17 protein-coding genes and 1 other RNA gene are annotated in these 19,057 nt (G+C 52.2%); 17 read left to right on the top strand and 1 reads right to left on the bottom strand.

What is annotated here, in order from left to right; all coding sequences use genetic code 11:
- The first annotated feature begins 11 nt into the window (after window positions 1–11).
- The 17 genes from cdd (at window position 12) to rnpB (ending at window position 16,879) form a co-directional block, all read left to right on the top strand.
- Window positions 12–470 carry a cytidine deaminase gene (gene cdd / locus NNL21_RS06320; protein ID WP_204816551.1) on the top strand — a complete coding sequence of 153 codons (459 nt, stop codon included), beginning with the start codon at window positions 12–14 and terminating at the stop codon, window positions 468–470.
- Complete coding sequence (gene era, locus NNL21_RS06315; protein ID WP_204816550.1) at window positions 454–1,365, top strand: GTPase Era; 912 nt, start codon at window positions 454–456, stop codon at window positions 1,363–1,365. Before cdd ends, era begins: the two co-directional genes overlap by 17 nt.
- A gap of 106 nt (window positions 1,366–1,471) precedes the next feature.
- Window positions 1,472–1,630, top strand: a complete 159-nt coding sequence (locus tag NNL21_RS06310; RefSeq protein ID WP_204816549.1) for a YqzL family protein — start codon at window positions 1,472–1,474, stop codon at window positions 1,628–1,630.
- 63 nt (window positions 1,631–1,693) lie between these two features.
- Window positions 1,694–2,470 carry a DNA repair protein RecO gene (gene recO / locus NNL21_RS06305; RefSeq protein ID WP_204816548.1) on the top strand — a complete coding sequence of 259 codons (777 nt, stop codon included), beginning with the start codon at window positions 1,694–1,696 and terminating at the stop codon, window positions 2,468–2,470.
- Window positions 2,471–2,783: 313 nt separating this feature from the next.
- Window positions 2,784–3,866 (top strand): Gfo/Idh/MocA family protein, encoded by a 1,083-nt coding sequence (locus tag NNL21_RS06300; protein WP_204816547.1) that lies wholly within the window; start codon window positions 2,784–2,786, stop codon window positions 3,864–3,866.
- A gap of 13 nt (window positions 3,867–3,879) precedes the next feature.
- Window positions 3,880–4,719 carry a sugar phosphate isomerase/epimerase family protein gene (locus tag NNL21_RS06295; RefSeq protein ID WP_204816546.1) on the top strand — a complete coding sequence of 280 codons (840 nt, stop codon included), beginning with the start codon at window positions 3,880–3,882 and terminating at the stop codon, window positions 4,717–4,719.
- 4 nt (window positions 4,720–4,723) lie between these two features.
- Complete coding sequence (locus tag NNL21_RS06290; protein WP_204816545.1) at window positions 4,724–5,722, top strand: Gfo/Idh/MocA family protein; 999 nt, start codon at window positions 4,724–4,726, stop codon at window positions 5,720–5,722.
- Window positions 5,723–6,121: 399 nt separating this feature from the next.
- Window positions 6,122–7,009, top strand: a complete 888-nt coding sequence (gene glyQ, locus NNL21_RS06285; RefSeq protein WP_204816544.1) for a glycine--tRNA ligase subunit alpha — start codon at window positions 6,122–6,124, stop codon at window positions 7,007–7,009.
- Window positions 7,002–9,083: a glycine--tRNA ligase subunit beta gene (gene glyS, locus NNL21_RS06280; protein WP_204816543.1), complete on the top strand. Its 2,082-nt coding sequence runs from the start codon at window positions 7,002–7,004 to the stop codon at window positions 9,081–9,083. The genes glyQ and glyS overlap by 8 nt, the downstream gene beginning before the upstream one ends.
- Before the next feature lie 78 nt (window positions 9,084–9,161).
- Window positions 9,162–9,983, top strand: a complete 822-nt coding sequence (locus NNL21_RS06275; RefSeq protein ID WP_204816542.1) for a pyruvate, water dikinase regulatory protein — start codon at window positions 9,162–9,164, stop codon at window positions 9,981–9,983.
- 153 nt (window positions 9,984–10,136) lie between these two features.
- Window positions 10,137–10,607, top strand: a complete 471-nt coding sequence (locus NNL21_RS06270) for a YaiI/YqxD family protein (RefSeq protein WP_204816806.1) — start codon at window positions 10,137–10,139, stop codon at window positions 10,605–10,607.
- 41 nt (window positions 10,608–10,648) lie between these two features.
- Window positions 10,649–12,493 (top strand): DNA primase, encoded by a 1,845-nt coding sequence (dnaG, locus tag NNL21_RS06265; RefSeq protein ID WP_204816541.1) that lies wholly within the window; start codon window positions 10,649–10,651, stop codon window positions 12,491–12,493.
- A gap of 18 nt (window positions 12,494–12,511) precedes the next feature.
- A complete protein-coding gene (rpoD, locus tag NNL21_RS06260) occupies window positions 12,512–13,633 on the top strand; it encodes an RNA polymerase sigma factor RpoD (RefSeq protein ID WP_204816540.1) in 1,122 nt (373 codons plus the stop codon).
- A gap of 78 nt (window positions 13,634–13,711) precedes the next feature.
- Complete coding sequence (locus NNL21_RS06255; RefSeq protein WP_204816539.1) at window positions 13,712–14,539, top strand: hypothetical protein; 828 nt, start codon at window positions 13,712–13,714, stop codon at window positions 14,537–14,539.
- A 1-nt stretch (window position 14,540) separates the two neighbouring features.
- Complete coding sequence (locus NNL21_RS06250; protein ID WP_204816538.1) at window positions 14,541–15,335, top strand: tRNA (adenine(22)-N(1))-methyltransferase; 795 nt, start codon at window positions 14,541–14,543, stop codon at window positions 15,333–15,335.
- The gene (locus tag NNL21_RS06245) at window positions 15,290–16,411 is read left to right on the top strand and encodes a Nif3-like dinuclear metal center hexameric protein (protein ID WP_204816537.1); all 1,122 of its coding nucleotides are present in this window, start codon (window positions 15,290–15,292) and stop codon (window positions 16,409–16,411) included. Before NNL21_RS06250 ends, NNL21_RS06245 begins: the two co-directional genes overlap by 46 nt.
- 60 nt (window positions 16,412–16,471) lie before the next feature.
- An RNA gene (gene rnpB / locus NNL21_RS06240) (RNase P RNA component class A) lies at window positions 16,472–16,879 on the top strand.
- 207 nt (window positions 16,880–17,086) lie between these two features.
- On the opposite strand, the gene NNL21_RS06235 is transcribed toward rnpB, so the two are convergent.
- Window positions 17,087–18,985: a S8 family peptidase gene (locus tag NNL21_RS06235; RefSeq protein WP_204816536.1), complete on the bottom strand. Its 1,899-nt coding sequence runs from the start codon at window positions 18,983–18,985 to the stop codon at window positions 17,087–17,089.
- Between the last annotated feature and the right edge of the window lie 72 nt (window positions 18,986–19,057).

Here is a 19,057-nt window from a genome sequence, read left to right as displayed (position 1 = left end):
ATTGCGCGACGATGAATAAATCTCTAGAACGATTGCCTGAACAATGGCAGACACTGCTGGCAGAGGCGCTGGAGGCACGCAAGCGTGCCTATACGCCCTATTCCCACTTTCAAGTGGGAGCAGCACTGCTGGACAGTGAAGGCCTTGTCCATTACGGCTGCAATGTAGAGAATGGGGCATACGGCCCGACCAATTGCGCAGAACGTACGGCATTCTTCCGTGCGATTGCTGACGGCAGGCAGCCGGGATCGTTTCAGGCGATCGCAGTTATCGGCGATACTAGCGACCCGATTACACCATGCGGGGTATGCCGGCAGGTAATGGTTGAGCTATGCAAGCCCGACATGCCTGTCATTATGGGGAATTTAAACGGCGACTGGCGCGTTTCGACCGTATCGGAGCTGCTGCCGGGCGCTTTTTCATTGATTGAAGGAAGGGGACATACCGAGCAGCATGAGTCAAACGAATAAGAAACAACCCTATCGCTCCGGATTCGTGGCGATCATCGGCCGTCCCAATGTGGGCAAGTCGACCTTGATTAACGAGATGATCGGACAGAAGATTGCGATCATGTCCGATAAGCCGCAGACGACCCGGAACAAAATCCATGGCGTGTATACAACGGATGATGCCCAAATCGTTTTCCTGGATACGCCGGGCATTCATAAGCCTCAACACAAGCTCGGTGATTTTATGAACCAATCGGCCGTTGGCACCCTCGGTGAAGTTGATGCGGCCTTGTTTCTAATCGACGCTTCGGAAGGACTCGGAGGCGGAGACCGCTATATCATCGAACAGTTAAAGAAAGTACAGACGCCTGTGTTTCTCATCATGAACAAAATAGATAAGATTCACCCTGAAGAGCTTCTGCCGCTGATCGCTCAGTATAAGGAGCTGCATGAATTCACTGAAGTGATTCCGATCTCCGCCTTAAAGGGAAACAATGTTCAGACGCTGCTGGATGTGCTCACCCGATATTTGCCGGAAGGACCTCAATATTATCCTGCCGATCAAGTCACCGATCACCCGGAGCAGTTCGTCTGCGCAGAGCTCATTCGCGAGAAAATCTTGCATCTCACCCGCGAAGAGGTGCCGCATTCCATTGCGGTGGCCATCGAGGATATGCGCGTGAAAGAGAACGGCGTCGTCTATATCGGAGCCGTCATCTATGTAGAGCGCGATTCTCAGAAGGGGATTGTGATCGGCAAGCAGGGGGCGCTGCTCAAGGAAGTAGGCAAGCTGGCGCGGCGCGATATCGAGCTGCTTCTTGGCTCGCGTTCCTTCCTAGAGCTCTGGGTGAAGGTGAAGAAGGATTGGCGGAATCATGAACGGACCTTGAAGGATCTCGGCTTCCGGAACGATTAACCAAATTCAGGACAGAATACCCGTTTATGCTTAGCATAGGAGTGCCCGTAATTCCGCATCCTATCTCTGATATCATTTCGTCAGTGATGGAAAGGGATGAATACGGGTGCGAGATTTTTCGTGGAAGTATTTTACGCTGACCGGGGATGTGGATGCCTTCTTGCTGTATAAGGAAATGGATCAAATGGCTGCTTCCGATACGATGCAAGATGGGGATGAGAGTCTTGGAACGGCGGACTCCGACGGGGATGACATTCCATTGTAACCGGCGAGTGCAAGCTGGAGGGAAGTGCGGGCAGGCATTCCCGCGGGTAAGGGGAGATTGGAGATGCAATACCGGGTCGAAGGGATTATTATCCGGAGCATGGATTATGGGGAAGGCAATAAAATCGTGACCCTGCTTACGAGTACGCATGGCAAAGTGGGCATCATTATACGCGGCGCTAAAAAAATAAAAAGCCGTCACGGATCGCTGGCCCATCTGTTTACGCATGGTGAATATATTTTTTTCCGGAATAGCGGATTAGGCACACTGACACATGGTGAGATCATCGAATCTCACCATGTTTTGCGTGAACAGCTGGAGCTTGTCGCCTATGCTTCCTACGCGGCTGAGCTAACCGACCGGGTACTTCACGAGGATGAAGCGAGCGGATATATTTTCGAACAGCTGAAAGCGTGCTTAACGGCCTTATCAGAAGGCAAGGATCCCGAGATTACGATTCAGCTCTACGAAATAAAAATGCTGCAAACCGCCGGCTATGCTCCTGAATTTGATGCATGCACGGTGTGCGAGAACGCTGCAGGCTCGATGTGGCTTAGCGCAAGATCGGGTGGCGTGCTGTGCAGCCGCTGCAAGCATCGTGATCCGTCGGCGTTCGAGCTTAGCGACGGGGCACTGAAGCTGCTGCGCGTATTCCGAAGGATGGACTTGCGCCGACTTGGCAGCATTCAGGTGAAGGACGAGACGAAAAAACAGCTGAAGCAGGTCATGCGGCAGCTAATGGACGCCCATATTGGGCTCCCGCTGAAATCACGCGCTTTCTTGGATCAGCTGGATAAATACGCTTCAACACCACTCATTGAACGAGAGAAGCCTGAATAATTCGCGCGGACCCGCGATCGACTGACCAACTGACCGACAGCCAAGCCCTAACAATGGGCTTGGCTTTTTGCTGTCTGCGGATCATGATCGGCAATGTTCCAGAGCGGGATAGCCTGGAACGGAAATTCACTCCAAATTCATATGCAAGCAGATATAGTGAAGGTGTTGCGACTATATATAAGGGAGGAGGTCCATGCTTAGGTAACGTTTCCGGGCACAAGAACAAGTCATATTGAGAAGAGAAGCATTCCCCGGGAAGTAGTCTTGAATCCATGAATTACTGGATTTTACTAAAAAGGGTGGAGTGATATCGATGAGCATCACGTATAAGGCGGCCATCGTTGGCTGCGGAGGCATCGCCAGGGCGCATGCGCGCGGGTACGCAGACACAGGGCGATGTGATTTAGTGGCTTGTGCGGATATTTACCAGGATTCCGCGAACAGCTTCTCGGAACAATTTGGCATCCCTCATGTCTATACCGACTATAAGGAGATGATGGAGCAGGTGCGGCCGGACATCGTCAGCGTTTGCACACATCATCATCTGCATCATCTGATAACAATGGAGCTGGCGGCTTATCAACCGAAAGCGATTTATTGCGAAAAACCAATGGCCCTTACGATGACAGAAGCCAATGAGATGGCGGAGATCTGCCAGCAAAATAATGTGCTGTTAATTATCGGACATCAACGAAGATATGGCGCTCAGTACGCAGCAGCGAAGGAGCTGCTGGAGCAGGGGAAGATCGGGCAGCTGACGCAGATGGAGTCTTATGGTCATCCGTGGACAAGTTTACTTGTCGATGGCACGCATTCCATAGATTTGCTGCGGTTCTATAATAACGATATCCCCGTTTCTTGGGTTCTTGGCCAGGTTGATGCTTCGGGTGGAAGCTTCCGTTTCGGGCATCCGAATGAAGCCGCTTCCCTGGCCATGTTTGCTTTCGATAATGGTGTTCGAGCGACGTTGACGACTGGGGGATTCTCTAAATCTCATGCCCCTTATCCAGCCCCTGATGCCGAATCGTTAGGCAGCCTTGTATCACCAGCCGGCTACCACCGGATCGTGCTGCACGGAACGACCGGACGAATTGAAATCGATGGTGATGATGTCGTCAACGGCCAGCCAATCGTGCGTATTCACCGGGGGGATGAAGTAGAGGGCTTCGAGATTCCGTTTAAGTCGATTTCCTCCATTGAACGGGTCATCACGGATTTGATCCAAGGCTTGGAGGAAGGGAAGCCCCATCTGCTTCAGGCTCAATCAGGCCGGGCGGCACTGGAGGTCATTGTCGGTATCTACCAATCGGCGCAGGAACGGAAAATCGTGTATTTTCCGCTTGCGGAGGAGCATAACCCGTTGTTCGAGCTTCTGAAGTATCAAATCCAATCGTGAAGGAGCGCTAATCATGCGTCTGGGTATCGTTATTCATTCGTTGGGTCTGCCCCATCATGACATTGTCGGCGCGCTGCGCCGCTGTCAGGAGCTGGGCATCATGGCGCTCCAATGCGGGACGGAACCGCTGCTGAACCCGGTTTATTTCGATGAGGTGAAAGCCATTATCGAAGATTCGGGGATTGAATTAATAATTGGTTTTGGCGACCGTTACATTGAGCATGCCGATAAGCAGCCGACAGACCGGTTCGTCCGGCTCGTCGAGACGATCTGTATGCCGCTGAAGGTGACGCGGATTCCGACGGCTTCGACGCATCACCGCTGGCGACAGGATCCGCCGCTTGCGCAGCAGCTGGACCGGATGGGCTCCGCGCTGCGGAATCTATGTGAAGCGGCGGAACCATACGGCGTCCGTCTGGCGGTTGAAAACCATGCCGATTATCGCGGGAGCGACCTTGTGCAAATGTTTAGGCAGGTGGATCACCCGGCACTGCGAGCGCAGCTGGATACAGGCAATGCTTATTCGGTTGCCGAAGATCCGTTGGACGCAGCCTTTACATTGGCTCCCTACACCATATCGACCCATATTAAAGATATGACCGTCCGTCCGCTAACCGAAGGGGAGTGGATTAAAGTGAAGGGCTGTGGAATCGGAGAAGGGGACGTTGATTTTCCGCAGATCGTCGATATTTTATCCAAGTATTGTCCGGAAGTGGAGGATCTGCCTTATACTTTGGAGATAGAGCCTCCTCCTGGGGCGGATCTTGCTGCATTGACGGAGAGTGGTGTCGCGTACACCCTTAAGCATTTTTCCCGAGTGATTCGATCGAACAAGCAAGTTAGGGGGCGTTAGACCAATGAGGGTAGGCATAGCTGGACTAGACAGCTTCTTCTTCAGTCAGATGTATACTGCAGCCCTGCAATCCATCCCTGACGTGGAAGTCGCAGGTTGTACTACACTGGGCGTCAGCGACGATGAGATCGTGAATAATTCAGGATTTTCGGCTTCTGAATTCTCGGTGAAATTCAATATTCCGGTATATGCGCAGCTGGAAGAGCTTCTGGAGAAGGAACAAGTCGAAGCGGTCTGCATTACGACTCGTCCATCAACGATTCCAGGCATCGTGAAACGGTTGGCTGAAGCCGGCATTCACGTGTTTGCTTCGAAACCCGCAGCCGTCAATGCAGAAGGGCTGCAGCTGCTTGAATCGATTGAGAAGCCTTCTTCAACCATCGTATCCGCCGGCTTGACCGCACGATTTGAACCGGCTTTCGTCCAAGCTCGCGAACGAATCCGAAAAGGCGAAATCGGTGCACCTACAGCGATCCGTATGCTGCATCAGCACGGCATGTTGAAATTTTGGCCAGCCAAGAGCTGGTATTACGAGAAGGCTGAAGGCGGGATCGAGCATTTCTTGGCTTGGTACTGCCTTGATCTGCTGCGCTGGCTTTCCGATCAGGAAATCGGCGATATCTTTGGGGTTGCCGGGAACACGGTCGACCATGAAAGTCCGCATGCAGACGTTCTGAAGGCTGTCTGCAAATTATCCGGTGGAACGCTCGGATCGTTCGATGTTCTGTTCAACGTTTCCTACCCGTATCCCGCGAATGAGATTGAAGTTATCGGCACGCATGGCGCGATCAGGGTGCAGCAGGACCATACGGACGGACAGGTCTTTACGAAGGATGGGAAGCAGTCGTTCGGCAGAACCAATCCCGATAGCCTGACAAGTGAATTGGCAGCATGGGCAGCGGCATGCAGAGGACAATCTCCAGCCTGCATTCTTCTTCCGGATATTATTCAGACCGTGAAGGCCAGTCTGGCGCTGCGGAGCCATCTATCCGGACAAAAGTAAGGTGACGGAAAAGCAGCGTTCATGAATGAGAAGCTCTGTGGTTGGACAACATTGACATGAAGTTGGAAAAACGCTATGATATAACATTAGATAAGGAATGATGATGGAGAGAGTAAATGATCAAGATGTCTTGTCATTAGCGATTCCGGGGACAGTGAAAGCCCGGACGGACTGATCGTTGAAAGGCGCTCCGGAGTTCAGCAGTCAGAAAGTGGGTTTTTCGCTCAGCCCCATTAGCGGTGGCGGATCGGGAACCAAGTAGGGTGGAACCGCGGGAGATACGCTCTCGTCCCTATGTCTGTATCAGCAGACGTAGGGATGAGAGCTTTTTTTGTTGCCTGCCCGACTTCTGGTGAGACGGATGAATGAACCTATTCAGTTAAAGGAGAGACGTGAACCATGAATTTTCAAGGCATGATTTTGACGCTGCAGCAATTCTGGGCGGAACAAAATTGCATTCTCGTACAGCCTTACGATGTCGAGAAGGGCGCAGGCACGATGAATCCCATGACTTTCCTCCGCACGATCGGTCCGGAGCCATGGAATGTGGCTTATGTCGAGCCATCCCGGCGCCCGGCTGACGGCCGCTATGGGGAGAATCCGAACCGGTTGTACCAGCACCATCAGTTCCAAGTCATTCTCAAGCCTTCACCGGATAACATTCAAGAACTATACCTGGAAAGCTTGAAGCGCCTGGGGCTGGACCCGCAGCATCATGATATCCGATTTGTCGAAGATAACTGGGAAGCCCCGACACTCGGCGCGTGGGGGCTTGGCTGGGAAGTATGGCTCGACGGCATGGAAATTACACAGTTCACCTACTTCCAACAGGTTGGCGGCATCGACGTCAGCCCGGTAGCGGTAGAAATTACGTATGGCATGGAGCGCCTTGCTTCCTACATTCAAGATAAAGAAAATGTGTTTGATCTGGAATGGGTCGATGGCGTTACGTACGGCGATGTATTTCTGCAGCCGGAATTCGAGCATTCGAAATATACATTTGAAACATCGGATGCGGCGATGCTGTTCTCCCTGTTTAACATGTACGAGGAGGAAGCGAAGAAGACGATGGATAACAAGCTCGTCTTCCCTGCATACGACTACGTGCTGAAGTGTTCCCATACGTTCAACCTGCTGGATGCACGCGGGGCAATCAGCGTAACGGAAAGAACCGGTTATATTACGCGTGTCCGTAACCTGGCCCGCGCTTGTGCGGCGACGTATTTGGAGGAACGTGAACGTCTTGGATTCCCACTGCTGAACAAAGGAGTGAGCGCGAATGGCTAAGGATCTGCTGCTAGAAATCGGATTGGAAGAGGTTCCCGCCCGTTTTGTACGCGGTGCGATGAATCAGTTGAAGGATAAGACCGTGAAATGGCTGGAGACGGCCCGTATTTCCCATGGTGAAGTGAAAGCCTACGCGACGCCTCGCCGGATCGCGCTTCACATCGGCGATGTAGAAGAGAAGCAGACCGATTTGAATGAGGAAGTGAAGGGGCCATCGCGAAAAATCGCACTCGATGAGCAGGGGAATTGGAGCAAAGCCGCTCTTGGCTTCGCGCGCAGTCAAGGCGTCGAGCCGGAGTCGTTCTATTTCAAGGAGCTCGGGGGCGTGGAGTATATCTATGCCAACAAGAGCAGTATCGGAACGGTAACGATGGATGTGCTGCCGGAAGGTCTGACCTCGCTGATCACATCCATGTCTTTCCCGAAGAACATGCGTTGGGGCAGTCACGAGCTGCGTTTTGTCCGGCCGATCCGTTGGCTTGTCGCGCTGTTCGGGAATGATGTCATTCCGCTCGAAATTACAGATGTGGCAAGCGGCAAGATGACACGCGGACATCGTTTTCTCGGTTCCGAAACCGAAATTACAAGTCCTTCCCAATATGAGGAACGCCTGCGCGAGCAGAATGTAATCGTTGATGTCGCCGAGCGCGAGCGCTTGATCGTCGAGCAGATCGATGGACTTGCAGCTGAGAAGGGCTGGCATATTGCCGTGAAGGAAGATTTGCTCGAGGAAGTGCTTTTCCTTGTCGAATATCCGAGCGTGCTGTTCGGCACGTTTGATCCGTCCTTCTTGAACATTCCCCAAGAGGTGCTGATCACCTCCATGCGGGAGCATCAGCGGTATTTCCCGGTGCTGGACGACAAAGGCAAGCTGCTTCCGTTCTTCGTAACCGTTCGTAACGGTGACCGGACATCGATCGAGCAGGTAGCCAAAGGTAACGAGAAGGTGCTTCGTGCCCGTCTGTCGGATGCCAAATTTTTCTATCAGGAAGACCAGAAGCTGGCCATAACCGATGCGCTCGCGAAGCTGGAAACCATCGTATACCATGAGGAGCTCGGTACGGTGGCGGACAAAGTGCGCCGCATTCAAATTACGGCAAGCAAGCTAGCTAAAGCGTTGGATACGGACTCTGAGACAGGAGACGCAATTGCCCGCGCCGCCGCGATTTGCAAATTCGACCTTGTTACTCAGATGGTATACGAGTTCCCAGAGCTTCAAGGCATTATGGGTGAAGATTACGCCCGTAAAGCAGGAGAACGCCCATCCGTGGCAGAGGCGATCAATGAACATTACCAGCCTCGGTTCGCGGGAGACCGCGCACCGGCCTCGCTGATCGGCGCCGTCGTCAGCTTAGCGGATAAAATCGACACCATCGTCGGCTGCTTCTCGATCGGAATTATTCCGACCGGATCTCAGGATCCTTATGCGCTTCGCCGTCAAGCGGCCGGTATCGTTCAGATCATTCTGGCCCATGGCATGAAACTGCCGCTGGATGTGTTGTTTGACTTGGCAATCGATGTGCATAGTGGAAGAACTTTGAAACGCGATGCCTCGCAAATACGTAAGGATCTGTATGAGTTTTTCTCGCTGCGTGTGAAGAATGTCCTGTCCGAGCAAGGAATCCGGTACGACGTGGTCGATGCGGTAATGGCTGCAGGCTACAATGATTTGAGCCAGACCGTTAATCGGGCGGCTGCCTTGACGGCTTCGGCTGCGGGCGAACGCCGTGACGATTTCAAGCTGGTCGTAGACGCGCTCACGCGTGTCGGCAATCTGGCTGCGAAAGCGACCTCGAAGCATGTCGATCCAGCACGGTTCGTGGAGCAAGCGGAGGGAGAGCTCTATGCTGCTTGGCAATCCGTTGGCCCGGCTATCGATGCCGCAATAGCGGCTGGGGATGCAGCTGGCGCAATCGCGAAGCTGTCCGAGCTCAAGGACGTGATCAATGCTTACTTTGACCATGTTATGGTCATGGCGGAAGATGAAGCGCTGCGTGCGAACAGGCTGGCAACGTTAGCTGCCATCGCCGATTCCGTAGAGCGCCTGGCTGATTTGTCCAAATTGGTGTGGTAGGCTTAGGCTTCGTAATGGGTATTGCCGCGTGATGTACAAGAAGACTAGCTTCTATTGAGCTAACAGGAGGATGAGCCAATGACAGCCGCTGCACATTCAGACGTGATCATTTATGTCGTTTCGGATTCTGCCGGGGACACCGGCGAGCTGGTTGTAAGGGCGGCAGTCGCCCAGTTCCATCCCATTCATGCCGACATCCGCCGAGCGCCCTTCATTCAGGATGAGCCGGCGCTCGAGCGAGTGGTCGAGCAGGCCAAGGAGCAGGGAGCGATCATCCTGTATACGCTTGTTCTCCCGCAGCTTCGAAGCGGCTTAGCCCGTTTAGCTGCGGAAAAGGGCGTCGTCACGATCGATTTGCTGGGTTCCCTCGTCTCGAGCCTCGAAGAGAAGACCGGCCGCAAATCGCGGCAGGAGCCCGGGCTCAACCATGCCCTGGATGAAGATTACTTCCGTAAGGTCGAGGCAGTCGAATTTGCCGTTAAATACGATGATATGCGGGATACGACTGGGATACTTAAAGCTGATATCGTCCTTGTCGGCGTATCCCGCACCTCCAAAACACCTTTGTCGATGTATTTGGCCCATAAGAAGTTCAAGGTGGCGAATGTGCCGCTGATGCCGGAGTTGAAGCCACCTGCCGAGCTGTTCCAGCTGCGGAAGGACAAAATCATCGGCCTTACGATCGGTGTGCATTATTTGAACGTCATTCGCAAAGAACGGCTGAAGGCGCTGGGACTGCCCGATAGCGCATCCTATGCAACGACTTCCCGTATTGAGCAGGAGCTTACCTATGCAGGGGAAATTATGGACAAGCTGGGCTGCGTCGTCATCGATGTCTCCCACAAAGCCGTCGAAGAGACAGCCAGTCTCATCATGGAGTATGTGACGCGGAGAAGCTAAGAAACATCAGCAAACAAGCGGGATACCGGCATGGCATGCCAAACCTTGATTTTTAAAAGAAACTTTAGAATTTAGACCTTGACAAGCAGGATTTTTTCGTCATATGCCGTATATAATAGTACGGTACTTTACCAGAAAATGCGGTGATGCATAATCAAATCGAACCAGCGGTCCATCGTTGTCGATGCTGATGCTTGTCCGGTAAAACGCGAAATTATCGAAGCTGCCCGCAAATGGTCCGTCCCGGTCCTGATGGTCGCCTCGTATGATCATTATCTCGAGCCTGAGGATGGCGTGCAGGTGATTCAAGTCGATCGAAGCGATCAGTCTGTGGATCTGTACATCTCGAATCATGTATCTAAGGGAGATATCGTCGTAACCCAGGATTTTGGACTGGCTACGGTTGTGCTGGCCAAAGGGGCGATTGCCTTATCGCCGCGAGGCCAGCAGTATGATGACGACAATATCGATTTCCTGATGGAACGCAGACATGTGCTTGCGAAACGCCGCCGAAGCGGGGGCAGGACGAAAGGTCCAAAAGCGATGACCAGTGAAGATCGCGTCTGTTTTCAGCAAAAGCTGACAAAAGTTTTGAACAGTCGGCAGGAGAATCGTGAACATTAGCGAATAGTATTACGTGTCATTAGGATGAAGGTGAAGGTTCGATGGCTTACGATAAAATTCCGGATTCCGTTATTGAAGCGGTACTTCGGCATCATGACATTGTAGAAACAGTCGGTAAGTACGTTCATCTTTCCAAGCAGGGCAAATATATGAAAGGCTTATGTCCGTTTCATTCGGAGAAGACGCCATCATTCACCGTAACGCCGGAAAAGCAAATTTTTTATTGTTATGGATGCGGTAAGGGCGGAAACGCCATCAAATTCGTGGAGGAAATCGAAGAATATTCGTTTCCTGAGGCCGTTCGTCTTATGGCTGAAGACGCGGGCATTCCTTTCACCTCCCCAACATCCGGCAGATCCTCTGCTGAAGATGGAGAGCGCGAGAAGCTGATTGCCGCTCATGAGTTGACCGCGAAGTTCTATCATTATTTGCTGAAGAACACAACGCACGGACAGCCCGCCATGGACTACTTGCGTTCCAGAGGCGTCACGGACAAGCAGATTGATCAATTCATGATCGGATATGCGCCTCCAGAATGGGATACGCTCGTACGTTTCCTGGAGAAGCGGGAGTTTAAGGCGGATCGGATGGAGAAAGGCGGCCTTCTGATCGCGAAACAGGATGGAAGCGGCCATATCGACCGTTTTCGTGACCGTATTATGTTTCCGATCTGGAATAGGGACGGCAAAGTGATCGCCTTCGCCGGCCGTATTCTCGGAGAAGGTCAACCGAAATATCTCAATTCGCCGGAGACGGTGCTGTTCAACAAAAGCCGCAACCTCTATAACTTCCATCAAGCCCGCGTCGTCATGCGGCGGAGCAGACGGGTCGTTCTGTTCGAGGGATATATGGATGTTATCAAAGCATGGAGTGCTGGCGTTCATAATGGTGTTGCTTCGATGGGAACCGCCTTGACAGAGGAGCATGCCACGATGCTGCAGCGTAATGTGGAGGAAGCGGTTATCTGTTACGATGGCGATAACGCCGGGCAAGACGCGGCATTGAAGACGATTCCCTTGCTTGAGAAGGCGGGTCTTCGCACACAGGTTGCGATGCTCCCTAAGGGAATGGATCCCGATGATTTCATTGAACGAAACGGTGCGCAGACGTTTATTCGCGAAATTATCGAGCATCCTGCATCGTCAGTGAAATTTAAACTAATATATGCCAAGAAAAACCATATACTCCTAGAAGAAGAGGGTCGGAAGAATTACTCGCTCGACGCTGTTGCCATTATCGCAGAGCTCGATTCTCCAACCGAACGCGAGTTTTATCTGAAGGAACTGTCCCGAGAGGTTGATCTCTCCTTGGAGTCATTGAAGCAGGACTGTTATCTGGTGCGGGAGAAGAAGCATAAATCGAAACCGCAAAGGGATAATAACGACAATTCGTGGAATAATGGTAGGAATGAAAACCGTCGTATGCCTTCTACGCCTCCAATATTGCCCGCATACCAAGTAGCTGAGCGCAGGCTGCTGGCGCGCATGCTGCAGGATGGGGAAACGGCGCAGATGGTACATGATCAGCTCGGCGAAGCTTTTAACGTAGAGGATCACGCAGCGCTTGCTGCTTACTTATACGCTTATTACGCGCAAGGCCATGATCCGGATGTAAGCCGGTTTATCGCGTCGCTCCAAGACGACCGTCTTGAGCGGACAACCGCTTCGATTTTGATGACGGACGATGATTTTCCTTTCGATGAACACCTGCTGGGTGAATATGTGAGGGAAATACGCAAAGTGCCGAGATTTCGTGAAATCGAACAAAAGAGAGAGAACATGGTGCGCGCAGAGCGATCCGGCGACATGATGTTGGCTGCACAAATTGCAAGTGAGATTATCGCCCTAGAGAGACAGCTTAAAGATCGGCAGGATGATCGTTTCTAGGGAGGAGGGAGTCGGAATATGGCGAATGATCAACATACTGAATTGGATGCCGAGCAGAAGCTGGATCTGGTTAAAGAACAGCTGATCGAACAAGGGAAGAAAAGATCCTCCTTAACGTACAAAGAGATTATGGAGAAGCTTTCGCCGTTTGATCAGGATCCGGAACAAATCGACGAGTTTTTCGAGCAGCTCGACGATCACGGCATTGAAGTGGTGAATGAAAGCGACGATCACCCGGTGGGGAGGGATGATCAGGAACGCGAGCATGACGACTTCAATTTCGATGATGATTTGGCACTCCCGCCAGGCATAAAGATCAATGATCCGGTACGGATGTATTTGAAAGAAATCGGACGCGTCCCGCTCTTGTCGGCGGATGACGAGGTGGAACTCGCGAAGCGGATCGAGCAAGGCGACGAAGAAGCGAAGCGGCGTCTAGCTGAAGCTAACCTGCGTCTGGTCGTCAGTATTGCCAAGCGTTATGTTGGCCGCGGCATGCTGTTCCTGGATCTCATCCAAGAGGGGAACATGGGACTTATTAAAGCGGTTGAGAAATTCGACCATACCAAAGGCTATAAATTCAGTACCTATGCGACATGGTGGATTCGTCAAGCGATCACGCGCGCGATTGCCGACCAAGCGCGCACCATTCGTATTCCGGTTCATATGGTAGAGACGATCAATAAGCTGGTACGCGTATCGCGTCAGCTTCTGCAAGAACTTGGACGGGAACCAAGCCCGGAAGAGATTGCGGCAGAGATGGACTTGAGCACCGAAAAAGTAAGAGAAATCATGAAAATTGCACAAGAGCCGGTATCGCTCGAGACACCGATCGGTGAAGAGGACGATTCGCATTTGGGTGATTTCATTGAGGATCAGGAGGCGCTCGCGCCAGCTGACGCGGCGGCTTACGAGCTGCTGAAGGAGCAGCTGGAGGATGTGCTCGATACCTTGACCGAGCGCGAGGAGAACGTGCTTCGACTTCGTTTCGGGCTGGACGATGGCCGCACGCGGACGCTGGAAGAAGTAGGGAAAGTGTTCGGTGTTACCCGTGAGCGGATTCGCCAGATTGAAGCGAAGGCGCTGCGCAAACTTCGTCATCCAAGCCGAAGCAAACGGCTTAAAGATTTCCTTGAATAAGCTGGAAGGACCTTTCTGCGAGAGCGGCGAGGTCTTTTTTCCATCAACTTACTCGCGCGACCGAAAGGAACGGCCGACATGGATCAGGATCGACGCAAAATAATTATTAAAGAGATCGAGCATTGGCAGCGAAGCAAGCTGCTTCCCGATCAATACTGTGATTTTTTGTTGAATTTGTACCTGGAATCGGGGGAAGAGCGTGAACCGGCAAATTTGAGCGGCAAAGCGGTTAAAGCGATCAAACTTGCAACATGGAAGCATTGGCTCCTTACTTTTGGAATTTTTTCCTTGATTTGTTTTGTTATACTTTATTTTAGCGCTTTTCATCCGGTATTGCAAATCGCGGTATCGCTCTCCGGGGTACTGCTGCTGCTCCTATTCGGTCAACGATACCGTGCCAAAAGCGAGTCTGCCGGACTGGCGTTAATTGGAAGCGGCATGCTGCTCATGCTGGGGGCAGGTCTGTACATGCTGCAGCTGCACGAGCTCGAGCGTTGGGGATGGAAGGCGGGACTGCTTGCCGTGTGCGCGCTGTTCTGGGTCATATTCGGGATCGCAGCGCGGATTCCCATTCTTCATCTTTGCGGCTGGATCGCTTCGTTTCTCGTGTATGCCTGGCTGTTATCGAATAACACCCAATCCCCGGAATGGTATGAGGTGCAGCTCTACTGGCTGCCGGCCTCGTTCGTATTCGGCTGGTGCAGCTGGTTCTTTCACAGATGGTCCAGGCCGATATCAGCTGTATTATTTGTTGCCGGTGCGCTGATCTGGTTCATGCCGGAGCTGTATGCCAAGCTGTTTGTAGAAGACTGGCTGTGGCTGCAGCTGCAGTTAATCGTTAAAATTATGGCGGGAGGCGCTATACTCTTTTCGCTGCGAAAAAAATGGATTGCGTGGGTTGCCTGATATGATTAAGTTATCGAAACGTTTGCAAACGATTGCGGACCGGGTAACGGCTGGATCGCGAGTTGCTGATATCGGCTCGGATCATGCGTTATTGCCGGTCTATCTTATACAATCCGGCCGGATTCCGTCCGCTGTTGCCGGCGAGCTGAATTCGGGGCCTTGTGAAGCCGCTCGGAAACAGACCGCAGATGCCGGATTGACGGGCAAAATTGCGGTTCGGCAAGGTGACGGATTGGCTGTCTTACAGCCTGGAGAGGTGGACGCGATTACGATTGCGGGGATGGGCGGCAGCTTGATGGCCGATATACTCGAATCCGGGCAGCAGAGCGGTAAGCTGGCTGGCGTGCAAGAGCTTGTCCTGCAGCCTAACGTGGGGGAAGACATCGTTCGGAGGTGGCTTGTACGGCGCGGCTGGGTTCTTGCGGATGAAGCCATCCTTGAAGAGGATGGCCGTATCTATGAAGTGCTTCATGCCGTGTACGCGGAGGATGCTGAAATCCGAAATATAGGGGTATACGATCTGACTGTGCTGCCTCTCCCTATGGAATCACACAAAAAGGCGGGTTGGCTGTATCGGATGGGTCCTTATTTACTGCGGAAGCCCTGCGGTTTATTGATCAAGAAGTGGGAGCTGGAGCTGCAGAAACTGGAGCGAATCCGTCATCAGGTCTCATTATCGGAATCGCCGGAGTCGCGTGAGAAAGAAGCTGCGATCCGCGAAGAAATGAATCAAATAAAGGAGGTGCTCGCATGTTTGCCCACGGACAAACCGTCGTTCAAATCATGGAGCAGCTAGCACCGAAGCATTATGCGGTAGAGAATGACAAGATCGGCTTGCAGCTTGGCACACTGCAGAAAGAAATTAAGAAGGTTCTAGTTGCTCTGGACGTTACAGATGAAGTCGTGGACGAGGCGATCGCATCCGGTGCGGAATTAATCGTGGCTCACCATGCCATTATTTACCGCCCGCTCGCTAAGCTCGATACATCCACGCCTGCCGGGAAATTGTATGAAAAGCTGATCAAGCATGATATTGCCGTATATATCGCGCATACGAACCTGGATGTTGCCGAAGGCGGCATTAATGATTGGATGGGCGACTTGATAGGCATGGCCAAGAATGGACGTGCATGCCTGGAGGATGTGCACACGGACAAGCTGTACAAGCTTGTCGTGTTTGTACCCCATAGCCATCATGAACAAGTTCTGCAGGCATTGTGGAACGCAGGCGCAGGCGGTATCGGCGGTTACAGCTGCTGCAGCTTTAATAGTGAAGGAACAGGAACATTCCTGCCCGGCGAAGATGCGCAGCCGTTCATTGGAGAGAAGGGAAGGCTGGAGCGCGTGGCGGAAATGCGAATTGAAATTATCGTTCCGCACAGTGTACATCGGCGTGTCGTTCAAGCGATGTTAAAGGCGCATCCATATGAGGAAGTCGCTTATGACCTTTATCCTGTCGATCTCAAGGGGCGCACCTTCGGTCTAGGGCGCGTCGGCAAGCTTGACGAGCCTGTTAAGCTGGGCGAGCTCGCCCAGCAAGTGAAACACGTTTTCGACGTTCCGTTCGTACGCGTCGTAGGCGACACGGAGCGAATGATCCGCAAAGCCGCCGTACTAGGAGGTGCAGGCTCCAAATATGTCCGCCATGCATCGTTTGCAGGGGCTGACGTACTTATCACAGGCGATATTGACTATCATACCGCGCATGATGCCATCGCTGCAGGGATGACGATTATTGATCCCGGTCATAACATCGAGAAGATAATGAAGCCTCGGGTTGCAGAGTGGTTGAACCGTGAACTGGCAGAACGCAAATATGGCACGGTTGCGGTAGCGTCTGCCATACCTACAGAACCTTTTCAATTCGTTTAGCAGGGAAGATCTCTCACTTGAGCTTTGCCGCCTTTCCTAGTATACTAGCTAATACACCGGAAAGTTTGACAGACAATCGCTGGCGGCCTAACAGCCGCGAGAGGAAAGTCCGGGCTCCATAGGGCAGGGATGCTGGATAACGTCCAGTCGGCGCGAGCCGAAGGATAGTGCCACAGAAATGGACCGCCGATGGCCGGCTTCGCGCCGGCACAGGCAAGGGTGGAACCGTGGTGTAAGAGACCACGAGGACCGTTGGTGACTTCGGTCCTGGTAAACCCCATCTGGAGCAAGACCTAAGAGAACGCAGCGGCTTCGAGCCGCACCCTTGCCCGGGGCGCGTTCGGGTTGGTCGCTTGAGCTTGCCAGCAATGGCCGGCCTAGATAGATGATTGTCGCTTCATGCGTGGGAGGGTCGTTCCCGATTGCACCACTAGAAGTACAGAACCCGGCTTACGGCAAACTTTCCGACACGATTTCAATGAATCAAGAAGAAACGGCTAATGCCATCCTTTGGCGGCGTAGTTAATTTCTTCTCTAAGAAAAGCAAATTTTGACGGAACCAATACTTTCTTATATTTACAAAAGGCTGTTCTCGCCTTCGAATCCGTACTTGCGGATCGATGCGGGAACAGCCTTTCTTCGTCTTTCTTATCTTCCGTTTATTTGGCCATGATTTTATTTCATCGCTGCAGTATTGTTGTATTTCTTGGCTATTTCGGCAAGACGGCTTTCGACTTGCTCTTGAAAGCGTTGAAGGGATACGTTGGTCGATTTACGAGCTGCCTCCAAGGCCCGAACGACATCGATCTGTCCGTGTCCAAAATATTTGTCCTTGCCCTCGGTTCCGAGGTCAGTGGCTGACTTGCGCATGATGTCCATGACTTGGACATTAGTCAGCTTGGGATTGATGGAACGGATGAGCCCGGCGAGCGCCGCGACATGCGGGCTGGCCATCGATGTGCCTGATAAAGCGGCATACTGGCTGCCAGGATAGGTGCTGGCTATACTTGCTCCGGGTGCGGCAACGTCGATATAGTCGCCATAATTGGAGAACGACGATTTGGCTCCATCGGGATCCGTTGAAGCGACAGCGAATACTTCCGGATAGGCGGCAGGATAACCGGGCCGTTCTGTATTATCGTTGCCGCTGGCTGCGATGAGAACGACGTCGCGGTCATACGCATAGCGGATCGCGTCATGCAGGAACTCGGCTTCCGCGTAATTGCCAAGGCTCATGTTAATAACCTTCGCGCCGTTATCCGTCGCCCATATAATCCCTTCAGCAACAGAGTAGGTGGATCCGGCGCCGCTGCTGTCGAGCACTTTTACCGGCATTATTTTGTTGTACCATGACAAGCCAGCCACGCCCTCGCCATTATTCACAACGGCCGCAATGATGCCGGCGACGTGAGTGCCATGACCGACATCGTCTTCAGGTGCTGTATTCGGTGTGACGATATTGTTGCCGGCGTTAAGCTTGCCGGCCAGATCGGGATGATCAGCCTGCACGCCTGTATCCAGCACGGCTACAAGAACTTTATCGCTTCCCTTCGAGACGCTCCAGCCTTTTTCCGTTTCAATGGAGGGCAGATTCCATTGATACTCCGAATATAGGACGTCGTTCGGTACGATTGGCGCCGTATCGTTGGTGAGATACAAATAATGCGGCTCAACATAATAGGGATTCCAATTTACTTTGAAGTAATTCATCATGCTCTCGGCATCTTTTTGGTTCGAACGGAATACATAAGTTTCCGTTTTTCCCAGCTTTCTAATCGACAAAGCCGATATGGCGTGCTTGATCTGGCTGAAATCCCGCTCGGATGGCTGGCGTTGAAATTTAACGACGACCTCATTGATGTGGTAATGGCTGGCATTGCCGTTGTCATTGCCGCTTGTAACCGTCGTATCCTTCATCGTATTGGGCAGAACGGATTCGATTTTGTATTTGCCTTCACTTGGATAAGGAACGATACGAAGGTTACGGCGCTGATGCGCCTCGACATGATTGACGACGTCCTGATCCACGACCCCGACGATTCCGTCGCCCTTCTTCTTAGTGTTGGGCACAGTCAGCACGATATAGGGATGGCCGTTAAACTCGAGCGTTTCGGATGTATAAGATTTGCCTTTATTTAAGTGCGTTTTGGCAATGGCTACCTGCTCGTTTAATTTCGCGTTGCCGCCGGAAGGAACCTGCCCCCGTTTAATGGCTTGTCCATTGTGCTTCCAATAGACGTAAACCATTTGCTTGTGCATATCCATCATGCTTCGCAGATTGGATTCTTTCGTGCGGGAAGTCGAGGATGGTGTCATCATCAGTTTATGAAAGTTTCTTGAACATTCTGTTTTACAAAGCTTGGCTGTGGCGTTCTTATCCCGTTCAACCGACCTCAGCTTCATCGTGTGCTCCTGCGTAGCTGCTGTCTTTTTCATGGCGATCTGATTTTGCTGCTGCTGTCCTTCATCCGTTTTGCCTGGTACCCGTGGCCCTGAACCAAACCATGGCATAAAAGGGATGAGGAATGCGGCGACCGCAAGTGCCGCGAACCAGCCGATCCATTTTCGTCGCATCGTGAAGAGCCCCTCCTTTAAGAGTGTGTATACGATTTGTCTTCGTTTTTTCTGAAAAATAACGCCGGGTTG

The organism is Paenibacillus mendelii (assembly GCF_024498075.1).
GTDB classification, from domain to species: domain Bacteria; phylum Bacillota; class Bacilli; order Paenibacillales; family Paenibacillaceae; genus Paenibacillus_Z; species Paenibacillus_Z mendelii.
This window is presented reverse-complemented; position numbering and strand designations above follow the sequence as displayed.

What these genes read in the sequence shown, in the direction of transcription:
- cdd (WP_204816551.1), top strand. Translation starts at nt 12, where the DNA reads ATGAATAAATCTCTAGAACGATTGCCTGAACAATGGCAGACACTGCTG.
- era (WP_204816550.1), top strand. Translation starts at nt 454, where the DNA reads ATGAGTCAAACGAATAAGAAACAACCCTATCGCTCCGGATTCGTGGCG.
- recO (WP_204816548.1), top strand. Translation starts at nt 1,694, where the DNA reads ATGCAATACCGGGTCGAAGGGATTATTATCCGGAGCATGGATTATGGG.
- NNL21_RS06300 (WP_204816547.1), top strand. Translation starts at nt 2,784, where the DNA reads ATGAGCATCACGTATAAGGCGGCCATCGTTGGCTGCGGAGGCATCGCC.
- NNL21_RS06295 (WP_204816546.1), top strand. Translation starts at nt 3,880, where the DNA reads ATGCGTCTGGGTATCGTTATTCATTCGTTGGGTCTGCCCCATCATGAC.
- NNL21_RS06290 (WP_204816545.1), top strand. Translation starts at nt 4,724, where the DNA reads ATGAGGGTAGGCATAGCTGGACTAGACAGCTTCTTCTTCAGTCAGATG.
- glyQ (WP_204816544.1), top strand. Translation starts at nt 6,122, where the DNA reads ATGAATTTTCAAGGCATGATTTTGACGCTGCAGCAATTCTGGGCGGAA.
- glyS (WP_204816543.1), top strand. Translation starts at nt 7,002, where the DNA reads ATGGCTAAGGATCTGCTGCTAGAAATCGGATTGGAAGAGGTTCCCGCC.
- NNL21_RS06275 (WP_204816542.1), top strand. Translation starts at nt 9,162, where the DNA reads ATGACAGCCGCTGCACATTCAGACGTGATCATTTATGTCGTTTCGGAT.
- dnaG (WP_204816541.1), top strand. Translation starts at nt 10,649, where the DNA reads ATGGCTTACGATAAAATTCCGGATTCCGTTATTGAAGCGGTACTTCGG.
- rpoD (WP_204816540.1), top strand. Translation starts at nt 12,512, where the DNA reads ATGGCGAATGATCAACATACTGAATTGGATGCCGAGCAGAAGCTGGAT.
- NNL21_RS06255 (WP_204816539.1), top strand. Translation starts at nt 13,712, where the DNA reads ATGGATCAGGATCGACGCAAAATAATTATTAAAGAGATCGAGCATTGG.
- NNL21_RS06250 (WP_204816538.1), top strand. Translation starts at nt 14,541, where the DNA reads ATGATTAAGTTATCGAAACGTTTGCAAACGATTGCGGACCGGGTAACG.
- NNL21_RS06245 (WP_204816537.1), top strand. Translation starts at nt 15,290, where the DNA reads ATGTTTGCCCACGGACAAACCGTCGTTCAAATCATGGAGCAGCTAGCA.
- NNL21_RS06235 (WP_204816536.1), bottom strand. Translation starts at nt 18,985, where the DNA reads ATGCGACGAAAATGGATCGGCTGGTTCGCGGCACTTGCGGTCGCCGCA.